Origin of the sequence: uncultured Campylobacter sp. (genome assembly GCF_938045225.1) — a bacterium.
Classification (GTDB): domain Bacteria; phylum Campylobacterota; class Campylobacteria; order Campylobacterales; family Campylobacteraceae; genus Campylobacter_A.
In genome coordinates, this window is the sequence record NZ_CALINL010000286.1 from 12,574 (window position 1) to 34,377 (window position 21,804).

A 21,804-nucleotide genomic window follows, 5' to 3' on the forward strand; every position below is an offset into this window, starting at 1 on the left:
CGATAAGGCGCGGTATTTTTCCTTTAGACGAGGCGGAAATGAGCCGAGCGAGGGCGCATACATATAGTATGTAACCGAGCTTCGGTGAAATTTCCAACGACGTATAAAGGAAAAAGACAAGCCGCCGTCAAATTTAGTGATGTCCGCAGCCGCATTCCTTTAACGCCACCTCCACATCGCAAAAATGCCTATGATCTCTCGCCAAATGCTCGATAAAATCCTGCTTTGAGCCCTGTGCGATCTCGTGCATGAAAAGATCGTGATTGACGTAGGCAACCTTGGTGGCGAAATTTAGCGTCAAATTTACGTCGTGGCTAATGAGCACGACGCCCGTGCCTTCAGCATTGATCTGCTTTAGCAGCTTATAAACGTCCGCTTGGCCCTTCGTGTCGATACTGGCGGTGGGTTCGTCTAACATCAAAATTTTAGCCTTCGCGCAAAGCGCGCGCGCGATATAGACGCGTTGGCGCTGTCCTCCGCTTAGCTCGCCGATCTTTCGTCGCGTAAATTCGCCCATCCCGACGCGCTCCAGCGCCGCCTCGGCCCCTATCTTGTCGTCTTTGCCGTAAAATCCAAACAGCTTTTTATCTATCCGCCCCATTAAAACGACCTCGAGCACGCGCATCGGGAAGCTTTGATTTATCGGGATATTTTGCGGGACGTAGCCCACGGCCTTGCTCACGCTAGCGGGCTCCTGGCCAAATACTTCGATCGTCCCGCCGCTTGGCTTGTTTAGCCCTAGCAACAGCTTTAAAAGCGTGCTTTTACCCCCGCCGTTTGGGCCGATGATAGCTAGAAAATCCTTGCAGTCGTACTCTAAATTTATACCGTCAAATACGAGGTTTTCATCGTAACCGAAGCTCAAATTTCGCACCGAAATGTCGCTCATAAAACGCTCACCTTACCCGAAATATAAAACATAAAAACGCCAAGCCCTAGCATCACAAAAAGCGCGGCAAACTCGCAGCAAGTCCGCAGCACGCGAAATCTCACCGCGCCCTTTAGCTTAAAGCCGCAAACGGCCGCCAGAAATATCACCGCGCCCATGCCAAGCCCCATAAATACGCCGCTAGCAAGCCCGGCCGCGTAGCTGTTTAGGCTAAATGCCAGCACGAAAACCAGCAGCGTACCAGGACACGGCACTAGCGAGCCAGCTAGCACCACGAGCCATTCGCTGGCGGTTTTTGGCGCCTCGCTAGAGGCCTTACAGGCCGCGCAGCCGCATTCGCTCTCGTGAGCGGCAGGGCTAAATTTGACCGATTTTACGCTCAAATTTGACGCTGGATTTAAATTTGAGCCAAAAACCTTACTCGCTCCATTTGCGCCTTTTTCACCCGAAACGGACGCGCTAGCAAAGCTAAATTTTGGCTTTAGCGCCGTTTTTTTAATCTTGGCGTAGATCATGTAAAGGCTCACGCAAACGATCGCTACGGCCGATATTTTCGTCATCGCGCCCGCTATGTCGCTGACCTTGTTCGTCAAAAACGCGTTTAAAAAAACGTAGCTAAAAAGCACGAGTAAAAACGCCCCCGCCACGTGCGCGAAGCCGACCTTCATCGCAAAAACTAGAGCGCGCGAGTAGCTGCCGCCGTTTGCGACGAAGTAGCTAGCCGTTAGCATCTTAGCATGCCCGGGGCCGGCGGCATGCAAAAATCCGTAAAAAAAGCTAACCGCGGCTAGCAGGGCGAAATTTAGCGCGTTTAGCTCGGCGCTATTTATCTTGATGAGCTCTTTTAAGCGCTCCAAAAACTGTAGGCTCATGCCTGAAACGGAGTCAAATTTAGCCTTATCCTCGGCGTCGATTTGTTCTAAATTTTGCTTATTTTGCGCTTTAACGAGCGAGCTAAGCTCTGGCTTTGCAGGCTCTATTTTAGGCGCTTTTGAAGTCATTTCAAAAAACGCCGTGCTCAAATTTACGTTTGGAACTAGATAAATTTTATCGGTGAGCGCGTAGGGCTCGGGCGAGCTTATTTTAAAGTTAAAAAATCCCTCATGGTCAAAAACCTCGACCGTGACGACGCGGCCGTCTTTGACCGCTAAATTTAGCTCTAAAATATACTCGAAATTTAGCCTGCCCTCATCTAGATAAACCCGCTGCGAGAGCGTTTTGGCGTGCAGATTTACCGTCTCGCCCGCGCCGTCGTAGTAGCCTACGCTAGTTAGATATCCGCGCGGCACGATGTAGTCGAGCAGCGATTTTTGCACCTTCCACGCTTCGTTTTTACTAAGCGCTTTGTCGGCGTTTTCGTCGTAGCTTTGTAGCGTGAGTTCGGTGAAATTTTCAGAAAATGTCCAGGTTACGGTGACCGTTTTGATCGTCTCGCCTTGCAGGTTAAATTTAATGTCGGCATGCGCGGTCGGAGTGTAAAGCGCGCAGAGCGCACAGGCATGCGCAAAGCTAAAAAAGGACGCAAGAAGCGCTAAAACGGCGAGTATGCGTCCAAATTTCATTTATAGGCTCTTTGCGAAAATTTGCGCCGTTTTGCGTAGCTCGGCGTCCCAATCAAGCGGCAGTTGATCGATCTCTACGACGCTAGCGCCGCTTTCTTTGGCGACGGTTTGCGCGGCTTTTTTAGAAAACTGCGGAGCGACGAAAATCACCTTCACGCCGTGCTCTTTAGCCTCCTCGATGAGCTCTTTTAGCTCAGCCGGTTTTGGTTCTTTGCCGTCTACTTCGATCGCGATTTGCTCTAGATCGTAGCGTTTAGCGAAGTAGCCCCAAGACGGGTGATAGACGATAAATTCGCGGTTTTTGACGTTTGCTAGAGTGTTTTTGATAAATCCGTCAAGCTCGTCAAGCTTAGCTTCAAATTTAGCCAAATTCGCCTCAAAAAGCGCCTTGTTCTCAGGGTATTTTTCACTTAGCGCGGCGGCGATATTTTTAGCTTGGATTTTTACGGAAACGGGATCTAGCCAGATGTGCGGGTCAAATTCGCCGTGGTGATGCTCGTGGTCATGGTGGTCATGACCTGCATGCTCGTGTTTGTGATCGTGGTGAGCGTGTTCGTGCTTGGCGTCATGGAGATGATCGTGGTCCGCGTGCTCGTGGTGACCTTCAAATTTGATCTTTTCCACGCCTGCGTCGGTTTTTACGATTTTAAGGTTTGGATAAGATTTTTGAAATTTCGGCAACCAAGCATCTTCAAACTCGATCCCGATAGCAAAGTATAGATCGCTTTTTTCAAGTGCGGTCATTTGTTTGGGTTTTGGTTCGTACGTGTGCGGATCGGCTCCCTTGCCTACCATGACGTTTACCTCGACCGCGTCGCCCGCGATTTGCTTGACGAAATACTCCTGCGGCAAAATACTGACGCTAACTTGTCCTTTGGCGTATAGCGCGACTAAGCCCAAACATAAAAACGCGAAAATTTTTCTCATTTTTATCCTTTCCGTGTTAAAATTTGGGCGAAATTATATCAAAAGCAACTTAGTTGCAAATTAATTTTACTCAGGGTATAATACCCTAAAATTCTTAACGCGGAGGAAAAATATGAGCGAAAATTTGGAAGAAAAAGCCGGTTTTGAGGAGCTTTTAACGAAAAATGATATCAAAATCACTCCGCTTAGACTAGAGATTTTACACATCTTACGCGCCGCCGCCGCACCGCTTAGCTATGATGAAATTTTAGCTCATATAGGCGCAAACAAAACCACTTTTTACCGCTGTATGGATCTTTTTGAAACTAAGGGCATCGTGCTAAAAAGCGAAAATAACCGCAAAAATTTCTACGAGCTTGAAAGCGGGGCAAAGGCGTATTTCGTCTGCGACGTCTGCCACAAGATGACGAATATCGACATGCCTCGTCTAAAACAAAATCACGTCAAAAGCGTCGTGGTTAAGGGCGTTTGCGATGATTGTTTTTAAAATTTACGCTTAAATTTGACGGCAAATTCGGAGATTAAATCTGCTTTCCGACATTAAATTTAAAAGCGGCTTGCCGAGCAAATTTCGCTGCAAATTTAAAGCGGCCGCTGCGTCAAATTTAAAAACTCAAATTTGACGCGGGCGCTATAAAACTAATCCTCGTAAAGTCTCGCAATCTCCGGCGGTATCGCGATCGGACGACCGCGCGCGAGATCAAAAAATACGTAAGTCGTCACCGCGCTAGCAACCGGCGCGCCGTCTTTACTAAACTCGTAAAAACGCTTCGAGCAGCTTCTTTTTTCGGGTTGCGTCCAGGTTTTTACGCTCACCTTATCGCCCAAAAACAGCTGCCCCAGGTAGTCTATCTCGTGCCTGCGCACCATCCACGTGCGGTTTTGCGCGAGATTTGTCTCGATGAGGTCGCCCACGGCGTTTGAGTGCGCGTTGGCCGCTTCTTGCATCCAGATGACGTAGTGAGCGTTGTTTGCGTGATGATTCACGTCGATGGCGTCCTCGCCCACGGTAAATTCGTAGTAAAAAATTTTCATTTTCGCTCCTAAAAACGCTAAAATTGTAGCAAAAATTTAAAGGCAAACAAAATGAAAGAGATGTGGGACAAAAAGGCGGCGAGCTATACGAGATTTACGGGTGAGCCTAGCGTTTTTCAGAGAGGGCTTTATGCTAAGATCGCCGAGTTTGGCGTCAAATTTGAGGGCAAAAGCGTCGTGGATATCGGCTGCGGCACGGGCGTGCATACGCTACTTTTAGCGCAAATTTGCCGCGAGATAACCGGCATGGATATCTCGGGCAAAATGCTAAAAGTCATGCTTGAAGACGCGGCTAAATTTAGTATTTCAAATTTAACCGCCGTGCAAAGCGATTTTAAAAGCTTTAATCCAAACCGCGTTTACGACGTGGCTTTTAGCACGATGAGCCCCGCGATCGCGGATGAGGAGGATTTTAGTAAATTTATAAATTTGGGCGAAAAAAGGGTCTATCTTTGGTGGAATAAACCGCGTTATTCAAGCGCTTTGGAGCTTTTTTACGAAGGCTCGCAGAGAGCGTGCTTTAAAGAAAAGGCGAATTTTTTTGAAGAGTACCTGCGCCGCGAAAATATCGCCTTTAACTCCTGCGTGCTCGAGGAGTCTCGCGAGCAAAAACGCACGCTTGAGGAGATGACGCAAAACGCGCTTTGGCATTTAGAGATAGCAAATTTCGCGCACGAGGAAAACGCGGTCAGATCGCGGCTAGAAAGCATCGCGAAAGACGGCTACGTGACGGAAAAAATCGTCTCTTCAATGAAGCTTTTAGTTTTTTAAGATATAATCGCTTTATTTATTTAAAATTTAAAAAGGATTTTTGTTGGCGCGAGCGTTTTTGCAGATATTTTCGTGCGTTTTATGTTTTTTTTGCGTTCAAGCTTTCGCCGCTTCGCACGTTTTATCTCCGATTGCTCAGCCAAAATTTGACGAACAAAAAGCCAGACTAGGCAAGGAGCTGTTTTTCGATGCCTCGCTAAGCCCCAGCGGAACGCTATCTTGCGATAAATGCCACAACCTTTACTGGGACTTAAGCGGTACGAGTAAAAAAAACGTAAAAATCTCCGCCGACGAGGAGATTAGCCCGCCAACTGCGCTAAATTCGGCGCTAAATTTTATCTTTTTTAAAAACGGCGAAGTTAAGGATATAGCCGAGCAGGTAAAACAGAGCTTGACCGGCAAAAATCAGCTTGCTAGCGAGCCGAAATTTCTAGTCCAAAAGGTAAATCAAAACTCCGTTTATAGGAATAAATTTGAAGAGCTTTATGAGGATGGAGTAAGCTTTGAAAGTATCGTCGATGCGCTGGTAAATTTTGAAAAGGCCCTCGTTACGCCAAATGCCAAATTTGACAAATTTATCGGCGGAAACGAGAGCGTTTTTAATGACGAGGAAAAGCGCGGATTTGAACTATTTAAAACCATCGGCTGCATAAACTGCCACAGCGGCGTAAATTTAGGCGCCAACATCTACTATGATCCAAAATTTAACGAAGACAATAAGACGGCGCGCTACAAAGTGCCTAGTTTACGAAATATTGAAAAAACGGCGCCTTATCTTTATAGCGGAGAGATAGCGAGCCTGAAGGATTCGATTAAATTTATTGCTAAAAAGTATATAAACTACGATTTAAGCGATGATCAGACGCTTTTACTTTATAAATTTTTGCTGACTTTAAGCGGCGAAAAACCGGAAATTTTAAAATGAAACACAAGATAATCTTCCATAAAATTTTGTTTTTTATCATCGTTTGTATCGCATTTTTCGGTACGATTATGACATATAAGGCTACCAAGGATTTAGTAACGGCCTATGAATGGAAGGGTACTATCGAGAATATGATGGACGCCAATAGCGAGGTAAATTTTTTATTTGATAAAAGCCTCCTTGAAGCCGACTATGATGCAGTGGCGCGCTATACGGCAGAGTTTAAGGAGGGTCTTAGCAAGCTTAATGGGAACAATCTAATCTCATTTGAAAAACTCGCACTAAACGAAAAAACTTTTAGCGAATTGGAAAACGCGGTTGAAAAGAGAGTTGAGCTAACGGATAAATTTAACTCCGTGACGACAATGGCAAAACTTGTTTACGACGAGATAATTTTGAAATTTGAAGCTCTAGACGGATTTTATTTTAACAAACTTATGCCGCAAATTTTGATGTTTAGGTATGATTTTAACATTGATCTAAAAGGACCTAGGAAGCTTTTAAACGAGTACTTAAAAGAGCCGAAGTTAAGCAAAAGCGACTCCGGATTTTTAGCCGACGTACAAAAATTACTCAGCTACTACGAACAAGTACAAGAAATTTATGGCCGTATAAATTCGCTTGAGATTAATAAAAAACTATATAATCTAAAAAAAGGCAATGAACATTATATACAAAACGTATTGTCAAATTTGCGCGAGACGATAGTATTGGTGTTTGCGTTATTTGCGTTGGCATCAGTGTTTATCTATATATCTTATGTTAGAGCTAGAAGCAATATTAGGCTACTAAATCGTTTCGAGCAAGCCGTAGATAATAGCTTTAATGCCATAACTTTTACCGATCTCAATAGAAAAGTAAAATACGTAAATAAAATTTTCGAGCAAAATTTCGGATATAAATTTGAAGAGTTAAAAGATAAAAATATAAACATTATAAAGTCTCGCCTGCACCCCGATGAATTTTATCAAGATATGCTAAAAACCATAGAAGCGGATCAAATTTGGCGAGCCGACGAACTAGTCAGCAAAACAAAAAGCGGCGAGCTAATCTATGAACAGGTAATTTTTTCTCCGCTCTTTAACGAAAGCGGCGACAAAGACGGCTATATGTCGATCAAATTTGATAAAACCAAAGAGATCGCGATGACAAAAGAGCTCGAAAACAAAAACAAAGAGCTGAAAAACGAAGCGCTAAAAGACAAGCTAACGGGGCTTGGCAGCTACTTTGCTCTAACGCAAAGGATGGAGCAGGGCTCGGGCGGCATGATCATCTACATAAACATCAACAACTTTATGGATTTTCGATTTTTTTACAAAACAAAGACCGTGGACGCCATCATTGCTTCATTTGCGACGACGCTTCAGCTTTGCATCGATACTTATAAAATGGACGCAGATATTTACAGAGTACAGTTTGACGAGTTTTGTATTTGGTATTGCGGCGATGATGCGTATTTGTCGGTGCGCAGATTTATTGATTATTTTAAGGCTAATAACCTTTATATTACAGTTGAAGGCGCAAAGGAATTTATCCCTAATATCAAAATAACCATAGGCGTTAGCATGCCTCAAGATACGCCCCAAACAAACCGCCTAACACAGGCTATGTTAGCTCACCATGAAGCTAAACAAAATGGCGAAACGGCGCAGTTTTATACTGAAAATAGTCACATCGAACAGCAGTATTATCACAACCAAGTCATGTCGCGCACCATCGAAAACGCGCTATATAATGATACTGTGATCGTCGAGTGTCAGCCGATCTACGACGTATCTGGCGAAACGGCTCGAGTCAAATACTACGAAGTGCTCGTGCGCCTTATCGACGAAAACGGCAAGATCCGTTATCCGGGCGAGTTTTTGGACATAGCAAAGAAAATTTCGCTTTATAACGATATCACCAAAAAGGTCGTCGAGCACGTATTTAGACTCGTGGAGAAATTTACAAACACGAGCTTTTCTATGAACCTTTCTAGTAGCGATATCGCAAACGAGAGCATAAGGGATCTCATCGAGAAAAAGCTACGTGTCTGCTCAAGGCCCGAGCACGTGTATTTTGAGATATTAGAGAGCGAGGGCGTGGATGATTACAAGATCGTAAATGACTTCATCAACAAGATCCGCGCCTACGACTGCAAAATTTCGATCGATGATTTCGGTAGCGGTTACTCAAACTACTACCGCATCTTGGAGCTTGATATCGACACGATCAAGATCGACGGCTCGATCATCAAAAAGCTGCCGTACGACAAAAACGCTAGGTATCTGCTGCAAACTATCATCGACTTTGCCGGAAGACAAGGCTATAACGTCGTGGCTGAGTTTGTGAGCTCGGAAGAGATCCTCGCCGAAATAAAAAAATTCGGCATAAAGTACGCACAGGGATTTTTGCTAGGCAAGCCGACCTCGCCGAGCAATATCGAGGAGTAAAACGCACAGAGCTTTGCACCGTTAAATTTAGCTCGTCTTAGTCAAATTTGTCTGCTCAAATTTGACTAATCCTGCATCCAAACCGCCAAAAAACAAGCCTGATTTAAAATTTCTATTTATCAGAGTGCAAATAGCTCGCAAATAAAAGTATAGCTCGCTCACGCACATGGTTTAGACGCAAATTTTACGTCAAATTTGCCGTACTCGCCGAGTCAAATTTGAGAGAGGCGACGAAAAGTCGCTCAAATTTAGCTTGGATTATAAATTTGAGCTTGGCTCGTCTTTAAATTTCCTTCTAACAAAAGCGGCGCAAACTACAAACGAAACCGCAGTCAAAGCGTAAAATATATAGCTAAAAATAGGATTTGCGCGCGTTTCGCCATCTTTTAGCTTTTTAACCGAAACGGCGTTTCTAAACATATCAAACATCGCGATACGCCAGCCGTAGTATTTGATCTGCGCCCTGCCTTCGCCCACTAGACTTTGCGCCGCGGCTTGGACGTCGGCGGAGTTAAATTTAAAATAAAGCGGCAGCCCCCAGCCCGTGTCCTCGTTTCGATACGGCATCACCTTTGTGCCGTTTAGCTCCCGCGTGTAGATAAAGTACACGTCGCGCGTCGGGCCGTCGGCTGGGTTTTGCGCATCGATAAAGCCGTCTTTGTCCATGCGCTTGACCTCGCCGCCGGTGACGATCGCCTCGTCGTAGTGCGGAAAAGCGTAGTTTATAGCCGCAAACGCTAAGGCGTGCAGGGCAAACAGAAAGCTAATGATGAAAATTCGGAGATATTTTTTAAATTTTTGCATTTTCGTCCTTTGGGGCGAATTGTACAAGATAGAAGTTTATAATAAGCTAAGCCCCTAAAACAGGGGCTTAGGCGGTTAGGCTTTGGCCTTGCAGCCGCAGCTTCCCGCGATAAATTTAAGAATCTGGATAAAGAAGCAAACGCCGCCGATGATAAAGATCGTATCGCCGATCATCCTTAGCCAGCGTAAATTTTGCAAGTGATCCATTTGCAAGAACTCCGCGCTTCTAGCGTACCACATGCCTACGTCTATCGCGGCGACGGCTTGATAAAGACCGATCGGAAGCAGCGACGCCACGATCATCAGCATTAGTCCCGCATTTAGCGACCAAAAGCCCACTTTCATCAGCTTGTCGTTAAATTCTTGCCCTTTGAAAAGGTAAAGCGCCACGAGCCAAACAAAACCTAGCGCCAAAAAGCCGTAAACGCCAAACAGCGCTGCGTGTCCGTGCACCGAAGTGGTATTTAAGCCCTGGATGTAGAACAAAAATAGCGGCGGGTTGATAAGGAAACCAAACACGCCCGCGCCCAGCATATTCCAAAACGCCACCGCGATAAAGCAGTAAAGCGGCCACTTGAGGTTTTTCGCCCAGCTCTGCGCAAACTGAAGCGAATACTGATGAAAGGCCTCGGCTCCAAGAAGCACCAAAGGCACGACCTCAAGCGCGGAAAAGCTAGCGCCCACGGCCATTATCGGAGTGGTCGTTCCGGCAAAATAAAGGTGGTGGAAAGTGCCTGGGATACCGCCGATAAGAAACAAGCTAGCACTTGCCAAGGTCGAATAGGTCGCGAATTTTTTACCTACTAGACCCAAAGATGCGAACACGAACGCAAGCGAAGCGGTCGCAAACACCTCGAAAAAGCCCTCGACCCAAAGGTGAACGACCCACCAGCGCCAGTACTCCATCACCGGTAGCGGGCTTCTTTGTCCGTAAAATAGCCCCGCGCCGTAGAAAAGTCCCACCGCGATAGCAGAAGCCGTAAAGATAGCTAGCAGGTTTTTATCGCCCTCAGCCTTAAATCCGCCGACAAATCCGCGAAGCACGAGCGCCATCCAGATAACAAGACCGACAAACAAAATAAGCTGCCAAACCCTGCCAAGCTCGATATACTCGTATCCTTGGTGTCCCAGCCAAAAGCTCAGGCTAGTATCCATCTTGCCCGCTATCGCCATGTATTCGCCCACAAAGCTACCCACGACTAGGAAAAGTAGCGCGTAAAATAGCAGATCCACGCCTAGTTTTTGAAATTTAGGATCCTTGCCGCCGTTGATGATAGGCGCTAGGAAAAGCCCCGCCGCCAAAAAGCCCGTCGCGATCCAAAAAATGCTCGCCTGTATGTGCCATGTGCGCGCCAAAGAGTAAGGGATGTGCTCGGATAAATTTATACCGTAAAACTCCTGCCCCTCGACCGTGTAGTGCGCTACAAAGCCGCCTATCATGATCTGGAAAACAAAAAGCGCGAGCGCTACGAAAAGGTATTTGCCAAGCGCCTTTTGAGACGGAGTCAAATTTAGCCTTGAGAGCGGATCGGCGTCGATAGGAGCGAGCCTTTCGTGATCTTTTTCTCCGTAGAAATTTGAAAACCAAACTAAAAGACCAACGCCCGCAACCAAAATCGTAACGCTAATAATCGTCCAAAATACGTTTTCTTGCGTCGGCACGTTATCGATTAGCGGCTCGTGCGGCCAGTTGTTTGTGTATGTAGCCTCGCTATTTGGGCGATTTGTCGCCGTAGCCCAGGTCGCCCAGAAGAAGAAATCATTTAGCTGCTCGCGGTTTTCCTCTTTGGCTAACGTGTTGTTTTTCATCGCGTAGTTTTCGCGTAGCTTTTGGTATTTCGGATCGTTACCGAAAAGCCCGCTATACTCGTCACGCACTACCTTTGCCGCGGCGATCCTCTCGTCGCTGATCGTTATAACGCCATTTTTTAGCGTATTCGTGCGGTATTCGCTCTTTGTTAGGGCCTTGATGTTGGCTTGCTGTTCGGCGCTTAGAGCGTCAAATTTAGCTCCGTAAAGCTGAGCGGCCTTGATATCCATAAACGCGACTAGCTCTTTATGTAGCCAATCAGCCGTCCAGTCGGGCGCCTGATACGCTCCGTGTCCCCACACCGAGCCCACCTGCATACCGCCGATGCTTTGCCAGGCTTCCTGGCCTTTGTAAATTTGCTCTTGCTCGATTATGATTTTGCCGTTTTTATCGGCAAAACTCACCACCGGCGGCGCTTCGCGGTAAACTTCTACGCCGTAGTAACCCAGTATCCCGAAGGCGATAGTAACGACTGCTACCAGCGCCCACCAATACTTCTTGTATTCACGCATACTTTGTCTCCTTTTGAAAAATTCGGACAAAGTTTATCCAAAATAAATTTGCGCAAAAATGATGTATATCAATAAAAGGACTAAATTTGTCCTTAAAATATGCCTTATATTAAAAAATGTATAATTTCAAAAATATATTTTAGGAGATTTTATGCTCAAATTTGAGATCGTTTATAAATTTTGCCTGGTTTGCATGCTGATTTTAGGACTTTGTTTGCTCGCGTTTTCGGGGGCAAATTTCGCGCTCGGAGAGTACGGCGAATTTTGGATGAGCGCGCATAAATTTGCGGGCTCTTTAGTCGCGATCGTAGCCGTTTTGCACGTGATAAATCGCAAGAAAAAGCTCATTAAGCTCGCAAACGAATTCATCGACGTCGTCACTCGCCGTAAAAACCCGAGCATGTGCAACATGGACCGCATCATCGCATCGCTCGAGCCATACACGATCGCTGAGATCTCGCAAAAGCTAGGTTTTGACGAGGCCAAGTTTTGCCGCACTTTGCGCGAAAACGGCGTCAAATTTAACGGTGCTGATCAAACCCTTCGCCAAATCGCTTTTTTAAACGACGAAAAGATATTTTTCGTGCTAGTTCTCATAGTCGAGGCGAAATTTGGTAAGAGATTTTGCGGTGAACTCAAATTTAAAGGCGCTAAATTTAACGGCGGCATAAAAGCAGCGTGAGCTCGGCGCGAGCGAGACGGAGGCTAAATTTATATTTTTGAAAGGGCTCAAATTTTAAAAATAACCGCAATTTTAATCATAACTTTTAACGTTTTGCTTCTTGGCGGGATTATTTGGGCTATATTTTGGCGCAATCCTAGCAAGCTCAGCCGACGTCAACTCGTCGCAATAAAAGCGACTTCCGCCGCACTTGCAGATAGTGCCTATAAATGTTGCATACTGCCTAAACAACATTAGCTATTCACGCTTTATCGCACGACTTAAAAAGCAAAGGTTGCTTTAAAATAATTTTTGGGAGCAATTTGGCTCCCAAATTAATTTTTTAAAGTGGATTTTTTAAATACCAAATCTCGTCGAATTTTTCAATCGCAAATTTACGAGCTCTCTCTCCGCTTGCAAATTTTATTTCAATTACAAGCTCGGCATGCTTATGGTCTATCATGTTTATTTTATAAACAGAGGCATCAAGTATCTTATCTGATTTATTATTTTCTAGCTCTTTTTCTATTTTTTTGGCTATTTTATCTTGCTCGTCTTTGCTATCGGTTTTAACTAAAAACGCCATATCGACTGGGTTATTTTTGATAGTTTTTACGACTTTTTCACCTAATTCCTCAGGTGTTTTTGCCTTGTCGCTTCCGCAACCGATCAGGATGAATGCACCCAAAACCAATAAAAATAAAATCTTTTTCATTTTTTCTCCTGTTAATAAATTTGTATAAAATTTTATCGTTTTTTTTGTAAAGTCAAGCTTGCTTCATTTGAACTGTAGATGGTTGTATTTGCTTGACAGAACCGATATCAATAACCTTATCAAAAATAAATTTAAGCTCCTCTTGGTGCGTAATCATGAGTACGCCAAGGCGCGGAAAGTCGCGCTTGAGATTAGCAAGGAGCTCTTTTGCCAGCGCGCTATCAAGTGCCGATGTCGCCTCATCAAGCAATAAAAACGCAGGCTGCGCGAAATAAACCCTCGCAAATGCAAGCCTTTGCGCCTCGCCTCCGCTTAAAATCTTGCCCCAGTCTTTGATTTCGTCCAGCTCGGGGATAAATTTCTCTAGCCGCACTCGTCGTAAGATCCCCTCAAAATCGGTGTCTGCGCTTTGCAAGTCGCCAGGATACGCGATAAGCTGCCTTAGACTCATGCGCGCTAAAAACGGCTTTTGCGGTACGCTCATCGTTCCGCGCGGCGCGCAAACCTCGCCCGAGCCGTGATCCCAGATGCCCGCGATATACCTAAACACGCTGCTTTTACCAGTCCCGCTAGCTCCGCGCAGTAGCGTCCATTCGCCGCTTTTTACGTTTAAATTTAGCCCGCAGACCAGCCTTTCGCCGCTTGGGGTAAAAATTTGCAAATTTGAGCATTTTAACTCGTTTTGTTTGCAGCTCTCGTCAAATTTAACGCTTTTAAGTTTATCCTGTGTCAAATTTGCCGCCGTTACCCGGGCGAATTCGTTCACTCCGTCAAGGTTGCTGTTTTGTCCGCTAAATCTAGCGTCATATTTGACCTTAGAGTCTGCCGCCTGCGCGATCTCAACGAATTTATATATGCGCTCCACGCTTGCCGCCCACTCCATGATTTGTTTATAATAATCCATAAACCACGCAAAGCCGTCCTGCACGCTATAAAACGCCGAGCGCGCCCGCATCATATCGCCAAAGCTCATCGCCCGCGCGAAATAAAGTGGCAAACAGGCAAAAATCGGGATTAGATTTGTGATTTTTAAGTAGCTAGCCGAAAAGCACTCTAGGCGAAACTCGGTGTTCATTATGACGCGCCAGTTGCGCACTACCTCGTTAAAGCTCGCTCGAAAGCGCGATTTTTCAGCGCCTGCGCCATTCATCAGCGCGACGGCTTCGGCGTTTTCGCGAGTGATTAGCAGATTTGCGCGGTAGTCGGCCTCGACCTGCTGTTTTTCGTAGTTTAGGCGCTTTAGGCTATGGCCGATTAGGTGGGTGATTAACGAGCTAATGATCGTATAGACGAGCGCGACGTAGACCAAAAAACCCTCCAGCGCAAACTCGCGTCCAAACGCGCTAAAATGCAAGACCTTTGACGCCTCCCAGAGGATAAACGTGAAAGCAAAAAGCTTGGAGAGGTTATAAACTAGGGATTTTACGAGATTTACGCTTTTATCGGCGAGCAGGAGGCTGTCCTCTGTGATACGCTGATCCGGATTATCAAAGCCCGCGGCTGAGGATAGACGATAGAAATTTGCGTTTTTTAGCCACAGATCTTCCATCTCTTCGCTTAGGCTCTCGCGCCACGAGATCACGAGTAGCTTTTTAAACCAGTTTCCGATCACGATAAAAAGCACGATAACGGCGGTGTAGACGAGAAATTCACCCACAAGCGAGAGCATGAGATCTTTTTCAAATTTTTCGATCGCGTCGTAAAATTTTTTGTCCCAAGCGTTCATTAGCGTCGCGACCTTGACGATGGCTAGGCTAGCTCCCAGTGTCACGGCCAGCATCACCCACGCCCCCAGCGAGCGCTTGCCCGTCCAAAACCAGCCCGCGATGATAAAAAACTTCTTTAAAATTTGCAAATTTAGCCTTTTTTTAATTTTATGTTCGTCTGCCTTGCTTGACGGCGCATTATGACTTTTGCGCAGAAATTTATCTTCCAAATTTTACCGCAAATTTAATCGCGCTTTACGGACGAGTAAATTCGTGTTCCGCAAGCCGAGAAAGGTTAAATTTGAGCAAATTTAGCTCCGTAAATAAGTAAGACAAATTTACGCTAGAGGCTCGTATTTATAAATTTTACGAGCCTAGCTAAGTCCGAAAAGCAGGTGCGCAATAGCCTGATTAGTATGCGTAATTAAACGTCACCATAAAGTTCCTAGGCTCGCCGTAGAAGTTATTTTGTCCGGCCACGCGGTTATTTTGATTGATAAAATACTTCTCGTCGGTTATGTTTTTGACGGATAAATTTACGTTAAAGTGCTTGTCGTAATAATACGCGATATTCGCATCCCATAGCGCGTAGGCCTTTTGGTCCGGGATGTCGTTAGCCGGATAATACGCGCCGGTCGTGATATTGTATCTTGAGTACATGTTGTTGGTCTTGGTCTGATAGCGTACGCCCGTGCCAAAGACTAGCTTTTGCTGCGCGACTAGAGGCAGCTCGTAGCTTGTGCAGACCTTGACAATATGTTTTGGTATCCAAGGCTTAGCATTTGCGCCTTTGCGGTAGTCGACACTTGTAGGATTGTGCGTTTCGTCTTTCATGTATTCGCTTTTATTATACGTATATCCGCCGAAAATTTTCCATCTATCGGTGATCGCGCCGTTTGCTTCGATATCAAGGCCGCGGCTTCGTACTTTACCCTCGGCTACGCTTCTGTTTTTATTCGTGGCGACGTAGTACTCGTAGTCTTGTATCGCGCGATTTTCTTGTTCGATCTGAAACAGCGCCACGGTCGTGTTTAGCGCACCGTCAAAAAACTCGGACTTTAGACCGATCTCGGCGTTGTAGCCCACGATAGGCTTCAGTATCTCGTCGTTTCTATCGGTAGCAGTTTGTGGCTTATATATCTCGGTGTAGCTGGCGTACAGCGAGTGATCTCTGGCAAAATCCCACGTAAGGCCGATATACGGCGTTAGTTTGTGCTTTTTGACCTCTTGCGCGACCGTATGCGTGCCTCGGCGGTAGTTATCGGTAGCGCTATTTCTCTTTAACCACGAGTATCTAGCGCCAAGGAGTAAATGCCAGTCGTCGCTAAAGTTATACCTAGTGCCGATCGTAAACATTTGTTGGTAAATTTTAGTGTTATAGTGTAGATTGTAGCAGTTGGTACCCAGCGTGCAAAGAGCCGTCATATCTCCCCAGTTTGGTTCGTTATTTATGAGGCCTTTGTTGAAGGTATTATAGGTGAGATTTGCCGCGCCCGTAAACACATCTCTGTCGTGCTGCGTGAAGGTCTCGCGCGACATCGTAATGCTGGTGAAAAAGTCGTGATTTTGACCAAATAAATCATAGTTTGCGTCGATACCGGTTTTAAAGCTAAATTCTTTACTCGCGTTGTCGTATCTGTCGTAGCCGATATATCTGGTAATCGGATCGCGATTTACTCCGTGCCAGCCGCCGAATTTGAGAGTGCTCTTGCTATCGGTATAGTTAAATTTGGCATAGGCCTTGATGCTGTCGTTAAAATAGTGCTCAAGATCTAAAAATAGGTTATATTTTTCGTAGATCGCGCGACTCCAGTCTGATATAAAGGTCGTTTTGCGGTTTAAATTTAACTCCTCGCCGTTCTTGCCTACAACCGGTACACCGAACGGATCGTAGACGCCTCTACTTTTTTGGTAGATTATCCCGGCAAGCGCGTTCGTGGAGTCGCCTATATCGGTTTCTATCATCGCAGAGACTGCGCCTCTTTTGTTGCCTTTCATATCCCTAAACGACCCATCCTTGCCCAGAGTGCCGATTACTCTGCCTCGGACGGAGCCGTCGGAGTTTAGCCCGCCCGTCACGTCTGCTACGCTACGGTATGTATCCCAGCTGCCTATACCTAGGGATAAATTTGCTCCGAACGTCTTTTGCGGACGCTTTCTAGCTAAATTTATCGTGCCGCCGGGCTCGCCGTTACTCTGCGTCAGACCCGCCACGCCGCGAAGTACCTCCACGCGGTCATAAAACGCCATGTCGGTATGCTCTTTGGACTGGCCGTAGAGCCCCTGCGCAGCAAGCGCGGTGGTGGACTGCATGCCGTCTTCTTGGATGTTATCGATGTTAAAGCCTCTAGACATCGGTAGATTCATGCCAAACCTGCTCGTAGTCGTAATGCCCGGCGCATAGCTTAGCGCCTTATCTACGTCGTTTAAATTTAGATCTTTAACGAGCTGATCGGGGATAATGGTGACGGTCTGTGGCGTTTCGCGGATAGTTAAATCAAGACCCGTCGCAGTGTTCATGTTTTGCGTCGTATACGAGCCCGTACCCTCGGTCGTCGATAGATCGGCTTTACCGTATGCGGTCACCTCGCCGAGGTTTGCATCGACTGCGTAGAGCAAGCAAGCAAGGCAGATGGATAAGCCTATAAATTTGCATTGAGCGTTCAAAATTTTCTCCTTAATATTGATAATGATTAGGCGCATTATATATAAAAAATTTAAGAAAAAAATAAAGAGCAAATAAGCGCTAAATCAGACAAAACAGGGGTTAAATTTGAGCGTATAAATTTAGTATTTTGGGTTAAGCGATATAAATTTGAATCAAATTTAAAATTCAGCGAGCGGCCATAAACCGCTCGCTATTTATAAAGAATTAAGCACCTATGATGATGTGGCTAGCTTTAATGATAGCAGTTACTTCATCGCCTGCTTTTAGAGCTAAGTTTTTAGCAGACTCGTTAGTGATGATAGCGCTTAGCTTATCGCTGCCGGCTATCTCGATATCTACTTCAGCGTTTACCGCACCCTCTACTACTTTTACTACCTTACCTTTTAGTTGGTTAGTAGCGCTTAGCTTTAGACCGTTCTCGCCTTTAGCTACTATGATAGAAGAAGCTTTAAATAGATAAACCACCTTTTTACCGGCTACTAGATCTAGAGCCTTTTGGCTATCTACTGTTACGGTTGCTTTTACTGTCTCTCCGCCTTGTAACTTTGCTACTACTAGAGAGTTTACCGCTCCCTCTCTTACCTCTGTGATCTGTGCTGACAGTTGATTTCTTGCGCTAAACATTGCGTTTTCCTTTGTAATTAAATTTGATTTCGTATTAAAATCTGAGCGAATATTAACAACTTAAACTTTTATAAAACTTAAAAAACAAATATGCAAAAATCTAACTTTATTACTAAAAACGCATACATTAACGATTATCGGAATTTTAGGTATTTTGATAAATGAAGTAGAAAAATTTAATTTCGCAAATTGGGAATAGGGGTAGGCGGGGTGAGGGTAGAATTTGACGGGCAAAAAGGTGAATTTAGGATAAAATAACAAAAAAGGAGGCGACAATGCAAACTCAAAAAGATAAAATCGCCAAAGCGGCTAAATTTGAGTCTAAAATTGACAATGCAAGCCGCCAAGACGAGCTAGTTCAAAGCAACAAGGAGGCTGAAGCGCTGGAATACGGTAAAGCCTTAGTACAAATCCCTGAAAATTTAAAGCGTAGATATCAGCTTCATCGTTTGGTTAGATTTAATTTTCCGACTTTTACGGCATTGGCTTATTGCTTAACCTTGAACTATCTAGGCATGGATAATTTGTATCTAGTCGTATTATCTGCCATTGTTTGCACGCTATTGTTTTTAATTTTAAAACGCAAATACAGCAATCTTTTTATTAAAAATCCTGAAAAAAGCAACACGATTTTTGCGGTAGAGAATTTTGCTACTTTTGCTTTGATTTTTTATCTTCCTGTCACTTTGTCTGGCAAAAGCCAGCATAACGATGGAGCAATAGGAGCTTTTGGTGCATTTTTGTTGCTAACTCCGATACTAATTATAGTGATTGCGGCTTGTATCTATCGCAACCAGAGTGTTTACGCGGAGCTAAGAGAGTAAATTTTAGTAGTCAAATTCTGTACTCAAATTTACGCAAAGCTATAGCAGCTAAATTTGTTTGTTTCATAAGGTGGATTTTGTGATTCTGTAACGCCAAAACCATTTTATAGGTCGCATAAATTTACAAAATAGAGCAGGGCGGATAAACCAACCGCCCGAATTTAATCAAATTTGAGCTCTAATCCGCGTCAAATTTGCCGTCTAAAGCAAATCAGATAGGTAAAACGCGGATATTTGGGCTGAGGTTTTCTTGAAGCACGTTTTCGATCGCGTATAGCGTGCCAGTCGCACCGCTCGCGCAGCCGCTGCAAGCACCCATGTAGCGGATATAGACGTCAAATTTACCTTCGGCGTCCTTTTGTAGATCGAGGATCTCCATGTCGCCGCCGTCCATCATCAGCATCGGGCGGATATCCCTATCTATGACGCTCTCGATGGCCTTTAGCTGGCCAACGACGGTCATGCTCTCAAAGCTCACGTCGTCAAATTTGCCCGAAACCTGCGCGTCGATAACGGCTTGCTTTTTCTCCTGCTCCATCTCGGCTCTAGTGTCTGCGAGGATGTCCACGAGATAATACTCGCGCTTTTCGTGTCCGCCCGGGCGCACGCAGGATTTGCAAAAGGCGCCTGCTTTGGTGTATTGCGTGATCTCCTCGACCGTGTGTAGGTCGTTTAGGCGGATGACCTCTTTGATCGTGCCTAGGCTCACGCGCGCGCACTCGCACACGATGATCTCGTCCTCGAAATGCTCAGGATCTACGCCCTTGTACTGCGCCGCTGCGGCCTTGATAACGTCGTAGGCCATGACCGAACAGTGCATCTTTTGCGGCGGGACAGCTGGGACGTCTGGTGTGTCGCGCATGGCTTTTTCCACGTCGATGTTTGTGATTTTGACCGCTTCGTCCACGGTCTTGCCGATGCAAAGCTCGGCCATCGTATCTGAGCTAGCCACTGCCGTGCCGCAGCCAAAGCTCTTAAATTTAGCGTCCATGATGCGGTCGGTTTTTTCATCCACGAGCCAGTACAGCCTCACCGCGTCGCCGCAGCTTTCGGCGCCAAAGTCCGCTACGATAAGCTTACCGCCTTTTGCTTTGGCCTCGTCCTCGGTGATCTCGCCCATAAATTTGGGATTGTTCATGCGGTCTTGGACGTTTTGGGAGTATTCGTCCCAAATTGAACCGCCGATTAGGTTATTTTTTGCCATTTTATTTCCTTTTTGGAGGCGTTGTCTCGCGAGCGTCTTTGAATGAGCTTGCAAAAATATCGCTGCGGCAACCTATTTGGTTAGCCTTGCTCATTTTTGCTTCACACCATTCAAATCCATCTCGCGATACTGCCGCCCGCTTCCTTTAAATTTAACTCAAATTTGGACTTTTAAAAACCCAAATTTGAACCAAATTTATGAAATTTAAATTGTTAAGGCAAAGTATTTTGAGATGATTTTTGGGGTTGCGCAGGTAAAATTTAGCGTAGGCTGGACAAGTAGTCCGCCGAGCTAAATTTTAGCAAGCTCCGCAAAAAGCGCTCAAAAGACAAGCCGTTACTTGCCGTTAGGGTTGTAAGCGTACGTGCTTGAAATAGCTCGCAACCTCACCACCGCCTTTTTGATATGTTCTATCGCGTAGTCGATCTCTTCTTCGGTATTAAACCTCGACAGCGACAGCCTCAGCGCCGTATGCGCCAGATCGCTGCTAGCGCCGATGGCTTCCATTATCGGGTTGCTCTCTAGCGTCTCGGACGCACACGCCGAGCCCGTAGACGCCGCGATGCCTGCTTGATTTAGATCCCACAGCATCGCCTCACCCTCGACGCCTTTTATAGCGGCTAGGATGGTGTTTGGTAGCCTGTGAGCGCGCTCTCCCACGACCGAGACGTCGGGTAGCTGTAGCAGCGCGTCCTCGAGCTTGTCGCGCAGGCGTCTAACGTGCAGGTTTTCAAACTCGATTAGTTTATTGCTGTTTTCCAGCGCTTGCGCCATGCCGACGATGCCTGCGACATCGAGCGTTCCGCTACGTCTGCCACCCATGTGTTCGCCGCCGTGGAGCAAGCTCGTTAGCTTTTGCGAGTCCTTGATATACAGGCCGCCTACGCCCTTTGGTCCGTGAAATTTATGCGCCGAAAAGCTCATAAAGTCCATGCCCATCTCGCGCACGTTTATTTTGATCTTGCCGACGGTTTGCGTCGCGTCGGTGTGAAACAGCGCGCCGTGCTCGTGAGCGATTGCCGCACACTCTTTGATCGGGAAAATCGTGCCCGTTTCGTTATTTGCCCACATGATGCTAACGAGCGCGGTTTTATCGTCGATGAGCCTTCTTAGGTCGTTTGGATCGAGCAGGCCGTTTTCGTTTACGGGTACGTAGCTCACGCGCACGCCGTACTTTTTGAGAAACTCGAAAGTCGCCGAGATCGCCGGATGCTCGACGGCGCTAATGATGACGTGATCTCTGTCTTTATTTAATATATGATCGAAAAATACGCCCTTAGCCACCCAGTTGTTGCTCTCGGTGGCGCAGCCCGTGACCACGATGTCGTCGTTATCGCTTGCGTTTATGCCGGCATAGAGCTGATCCATCGCGCGGCGAAGCGCCGGGTGCGTCTCGGAGCCAAATCTATGAAGCGAGTTTGGGTTGCCGTATTTCTCGCAAAAAAACGGCTTCATAAGCTCGAAAGCTTCGGGATCGACCATTGTCGTGGCATTGTTGTCTAGATATACTCTCACGCTTGACCTTTATCAATTAGGATATATTTTATCCCTTTTATTTTTGCGACGATAATATAACAAATTTTATAAATTTTTGATTAAAATTTTAGCTTAATTTTTTCAAATTTAGCCGTTTTTTGATAGAGTTTATATATTGAAATTCCTTATCAAATGAGCAAAACGTCGGTCTTTCGGTCAAATTTGATATAAAAAGATAAAATATATCCTAAACTTAGTT

18 protein-coding genes are annotated in these 21,804 nt (G+C 45.7%); 6 read left to right on the plus strand and 12 right to left on the minus strand.

Translation table 11 applies throughout. The features are described 5' to 3' along the window. Positions 1-133: 133 nt before the first annotated feature. Genes Q0200_RS10300 through Q0200_RS10310 form a run of 3 tightly spaced genes read right to left on the minus strand, consistent with a single transcriptional unit; the run spans position 134 to position 3,378 of the window. Entirely contained in the window at positions 134-889 is a 756-nt protein-coding gene (locus tag Q0200_RS10300; RefSeq protein ID WP_297940931.1) for an ABC transporter ATP-binding protein, read from the minus strand. After that, positions 886-2,451 carry a DUF1007 family protein gene (locus Q0200_RS10305; RefSeq protein ID WP_297940933.1) on the minus strand — a complete coding sequence of 522 codons (1,566 nt, stop codon included), beginning with the start codon at positions 2,449-2,451 and terminating at the stop codon, positions 886-888. The genes Q0200_RS10300 and Q0200_RS10305 overlap by 4 nt, the downstream gene beginning before the upstream one ends. Continuing rightward, on the minus strand, positions 2,452-3,378 hold the full coding sequence (locus tag Q0200_RS10310; protein WP_297940935.1) for a zinc ABC transporter substrate-binding protein: 927 nt from the start codon (positions 3,376-3,378) through the stop codon (positions 2,452-2,454). Positions 3,379-3,490: 112 nt separating this feature from the next. Between Q0200_RS10310 and Q0200_RS10315 the strand changes: the two genes are divergently transcribed. Beyond that, the gene (locus tag Q0200_RS10315; RefSeq protein WP_297940937.1) at positions 3,491-3,865 is read left to right on the plus strand and encodes a transcriptional repressor; all 375 of its coding nucleotides are present in this window, start codon (positions 3,491-3,493) and stop codon (positions 3,863-3,865) included. Positions 3,866-4,017: 152 nt separating this feature from the next. Here the strand turns inward: Q0200_RS10315 and Q0200_RS10320 are convergent, their stop codons facing one another. Continuing rightward, a complete protein-coding gene (locus tag Q0200_RS10320) occupies positions 4,018-4,413 on the minus strand; it encodes a thioesterase family protein (RefSeq protein ID WP_297940938.1) in 396 nt (131 codons plus the stop codon). A gap of 51 nt (positions 4,414-4,464) precedes the next feature. Here Q0200_RS10320 and Q0200_RS10325 point away from each other — a divergent pair, with 51 nt between their 5' ends. From Q0200_RS10325 to Q0200_RS10335, 3 genes are read left to right on the plus strand one after another with little or no spacing between them, the layout of a single operon-like run. Further along, a complete protein-coding gene (locus Q0200_RS10325; RefSeq protein ID WP_297940940.1) occupies positions 4,465-5,184 on the plus strand; it encodes a class I SAM-dependent methyltransferase in 720 nt (239 codons plus the stop codon). Between the two features lie 43 nt (positions 5,185-5,227). After that, positions 5,228-6,109, plus strand: coding sequence for a cytochrome c peroxidase (locus tag Q0200_RS10330; protein ID WP_297940942.1), 882 nt, complete (start codon positions 5,228-5,230; stop codon positions 6,107-6,109). After that, positions 6,106-8,541 (plus strand): EAL domain-containing protein, encoded by a 2,436-nt coding sequence (locus Q0200_RS10335; RefSeq protein WP_297940943.1) that lies wholly within the window; start codon positions 6,106-6,108, stop codon positions 8,539-8,541. Before Q0200_RS10330 ends, Q0200_RS10335 begins: the two co-directional genes overlap by 4 nt. A gap of 258 nt (positions 8,542-8,799) precedes the next feature. Here the strand turns inward: Q0200_RS10335 and Q0200_RS10340 are convergent, their stop codons facing one another. Then, positions 8,800-9,345, minus strand: coding sequence for a DUF1523 family protein (locus Q0200_RS10340; RefSeq protein WP_297940945.1), 546 nt, complete (start codon positions 9,343-9,345; stop codon positions 8,800-8,802). A 75-nt stretch (positions 9,346-9,420) separates the two neighbouring features. Beyond that, a complete protein-coding gene (locus Q0200_RS10345; protein WP_297940947.1) occupies positions 9,421-11,667 on the minus strand; it encodes a nitric-oxide reductase large subunit in 2,247 nt (748 codons plus the stop codon). 151 nt (positions 11,668-11,818) lie between these two features. On the opposite strand from Q0200_RS10345, the gene Q0200_RS10350 reads away from it, so the two are divergent. Further along, positions 11,819-12,349 (plus strand): chemotaxis protein, encoded by a 531-nt coding sequence (locus Q0200_RS10350; RefSeq protein WP_297940949.1) that lies wholly within the window; start codon positions 11,819-11,821, stop codon positions 12,347-12,349. 322 nt (positions 12,350-12,671) lie between these two features. Here Q0200_RS10350 and Q0200_RS10355 read toward each other — a convergent pair whose 3' ends face one another. The 4 genes from Q0200_RS10355 to Q0200_RS10370 form a co-directional block, all read right to left on the minus strand. Further along, on the minus strand, positions 12,672-13,043 hold the full coding sequence (locus Q0200_RS10355) for a hypothetical protein (RefSeq protein WP_297940950.1): 372 nt from the start codon (positions 13,041-13,043) through the stop codon (positions 12,672-12,674). A 52-nt stretch (positions 13,044-13,095) separates the two neighbouring features. Beyond that, positions 13,096-14,898 carry an ABC transporter ATP-binding protein/permease gene (locus tag Q0200_RS10360; protein ID WP_297940951.1) on the minus strand — a complete coding sequence of 601 codons (1,803 nt, stop codon included), beginning with the start codon at positions 14,896-14,898 and terminating at the stop codon, positions 13,096-13,098. Positions 14,899-15,160: 262 nt separating this feature from the next. Then, positions 15,161-17,416 (minus strand): TonB-dependent siderophore receptor, encoded by a 2,256-nt coding sequence (locus Q0200_RS10365; RefSeq protein ID WP_297940953.1) that lies wholly within the window; start codon positions 17,414-17,416, stop codon positions 15,161-15,163. A 205-nt stretch (positions 17,417-17,621) separates the two neighbouring features. Further along, a complete protein-coding gene (locus tag Q0200_RS10370) occupies positions 17,622-18,041 on the minus strand; it encodes a TOBE domain-containing protein (protein ID WP_297940955.1) in 420 nt (139 codons plus the stop codon). A gap of 275 nt (positions 18,042-18,316) precedes the next feature. On the opposite strand from Q0200_RS10370, the gene Q0200_RS10375 reads away from it, so the two are divergent. Beyond that, positions 18,317-18,865 carry a hypothetical protein gene (locus tag Q0200_RS10375; protein ID WP_297940956.1) on the plus strand — a complete coding sequence of 183 codons (549 nt, stop codon included), beginning with the start codon at positions 18,317-18,319 and terminating at the stop codon, positions 18,863-18,865. Between the two features lie 211 nt (positions 18,866-19,076). Here the strand turns inward: Q0200_RS10375 and Q0200_RS10380 are convergent, their stop codons facing one another. Together Q0200_RS10380 and Q0200_RS10385 are read right to left on the minus strand one after the other, a co-directional pair. Further along, positions 19,077-20,069: an iron-sulfur cluster assembly scaffold protein gene (locus tag Q0200_RS10380; RefSeq protein WP_297940958.1), complete on the minus strand. Its 993-nt coding sequence runs from the start codon at positions 20,067-20,069 to the stop codon at positions 19,077-19,079. A 336-nt stretch (positions 20,070-20,405) separates the two neighbouring features. Further along, a complete protein-coding gene (locus tag Q0200_RS10385) occupies positions 20,406-21,584 on the minus strand; it encodes a NifS family cysteine desulfurase (protein ID WP_297940959.1) in 1,179 nt (392 codons plus the stop codon). Positions 21,585-21,804 lie beyond the last annotated feature (220 nt).

Coding starts and splice junctions, on each gene's coding strand:
- Q0200_RS10300 (WP_297940931.1), bottom strand. CDS start 889: ATGAGCGACATTTCGGTGCGAAATTTGAGCTTCGGTTACGATGAAAAC.
- Q0200_RS10305 (WP_297940933.1), bottom strand. CDS start 2,451: ATGAAATTTGGACGCATACTCGCCGTTTTAGCGCTTCTTGCGTCCTTT.
- Q0200_RS10310 (WP_297940935.1), bottom strand. CDS start 3,378: ATGAGAAAAATTTTCGCGTTTTTATGTTTGGGCTTAGTCGCGCTATAC.
- Q0200_RS10315 (WP_297940937.1), top strand. CDS start 3,491: ATGAGCGAAAATTTGGAAGAAAAAGCCGGTTTTGAGGAGCTTTTAACG.
- Q0200_RS10320 (WP_297940938.1), bottom strand. CDS start 4,413: ATGAAAATTTTTTACTACGAATTTACCGTGGGCGAGGACGCCATCGAC.
- Q0200_RS10325 (WP_297940940.1), top strand. CDS start 4,465: ATGAAAGAGATGTGGGACAAAAAGGCGGCGAGCTATACGAGATTTACG.
- Q0200_RS10335 (WP_297940943.1), top strand. CDS start 6,106: ATGAAACACAAGATAATCTTCCATAAAATTTTGTTTTTTATCATCGTT.
- Q0200_RS10340 (WP_297940945.1), bottom strand. CDS start 9,345: ATGCAAAAATTTAAAAAATATCTCCGAATTTTCATCATTAGCTTTCTG.
- Q0200_RS10345 (WP_297940947.1), bottom strand. CDS start 11,667: ATGCGTGAATACAAGAAGTATTGGTGGGCGCTGGTAGCAGTCGTTACT.
- Q0200_RS10350 (WP_297940949.1), top strand. CDS start 11,819: ATGCTCAAATTTGAGATCGTTTATAAATTTTGCCTGGTTTGCATGCTG.
- Q0200_RS10355 (WP_297940950.1), bottom strand. CDS start 13,043: ATGAAAAAGATTTTATTTTTATTGGTTTTGGGTGCATTCATCCTGATC.
- Q0200_RS10370 (WP_297940955.1), bottom strand. CDS start 18,041: ATGTTTAGCGCAAGAAATCAACTGTCAGCACAGATCACAGAGGTAAGA.
- Q0200_RS10375 (WP_297940956.1), top strand. CDS start 18,317: ATGCAAACTCAAAAAGATAAAATCGCCAAAGCGGCTAAATTTGAGTCT.
- Q0200_RS10380 (WP_297940958.1), bottom strand. CDS start 20,069: ATGGCAAAAAATAACCTAATCGGCGGTTCAATTTGGGACGAATACTCC.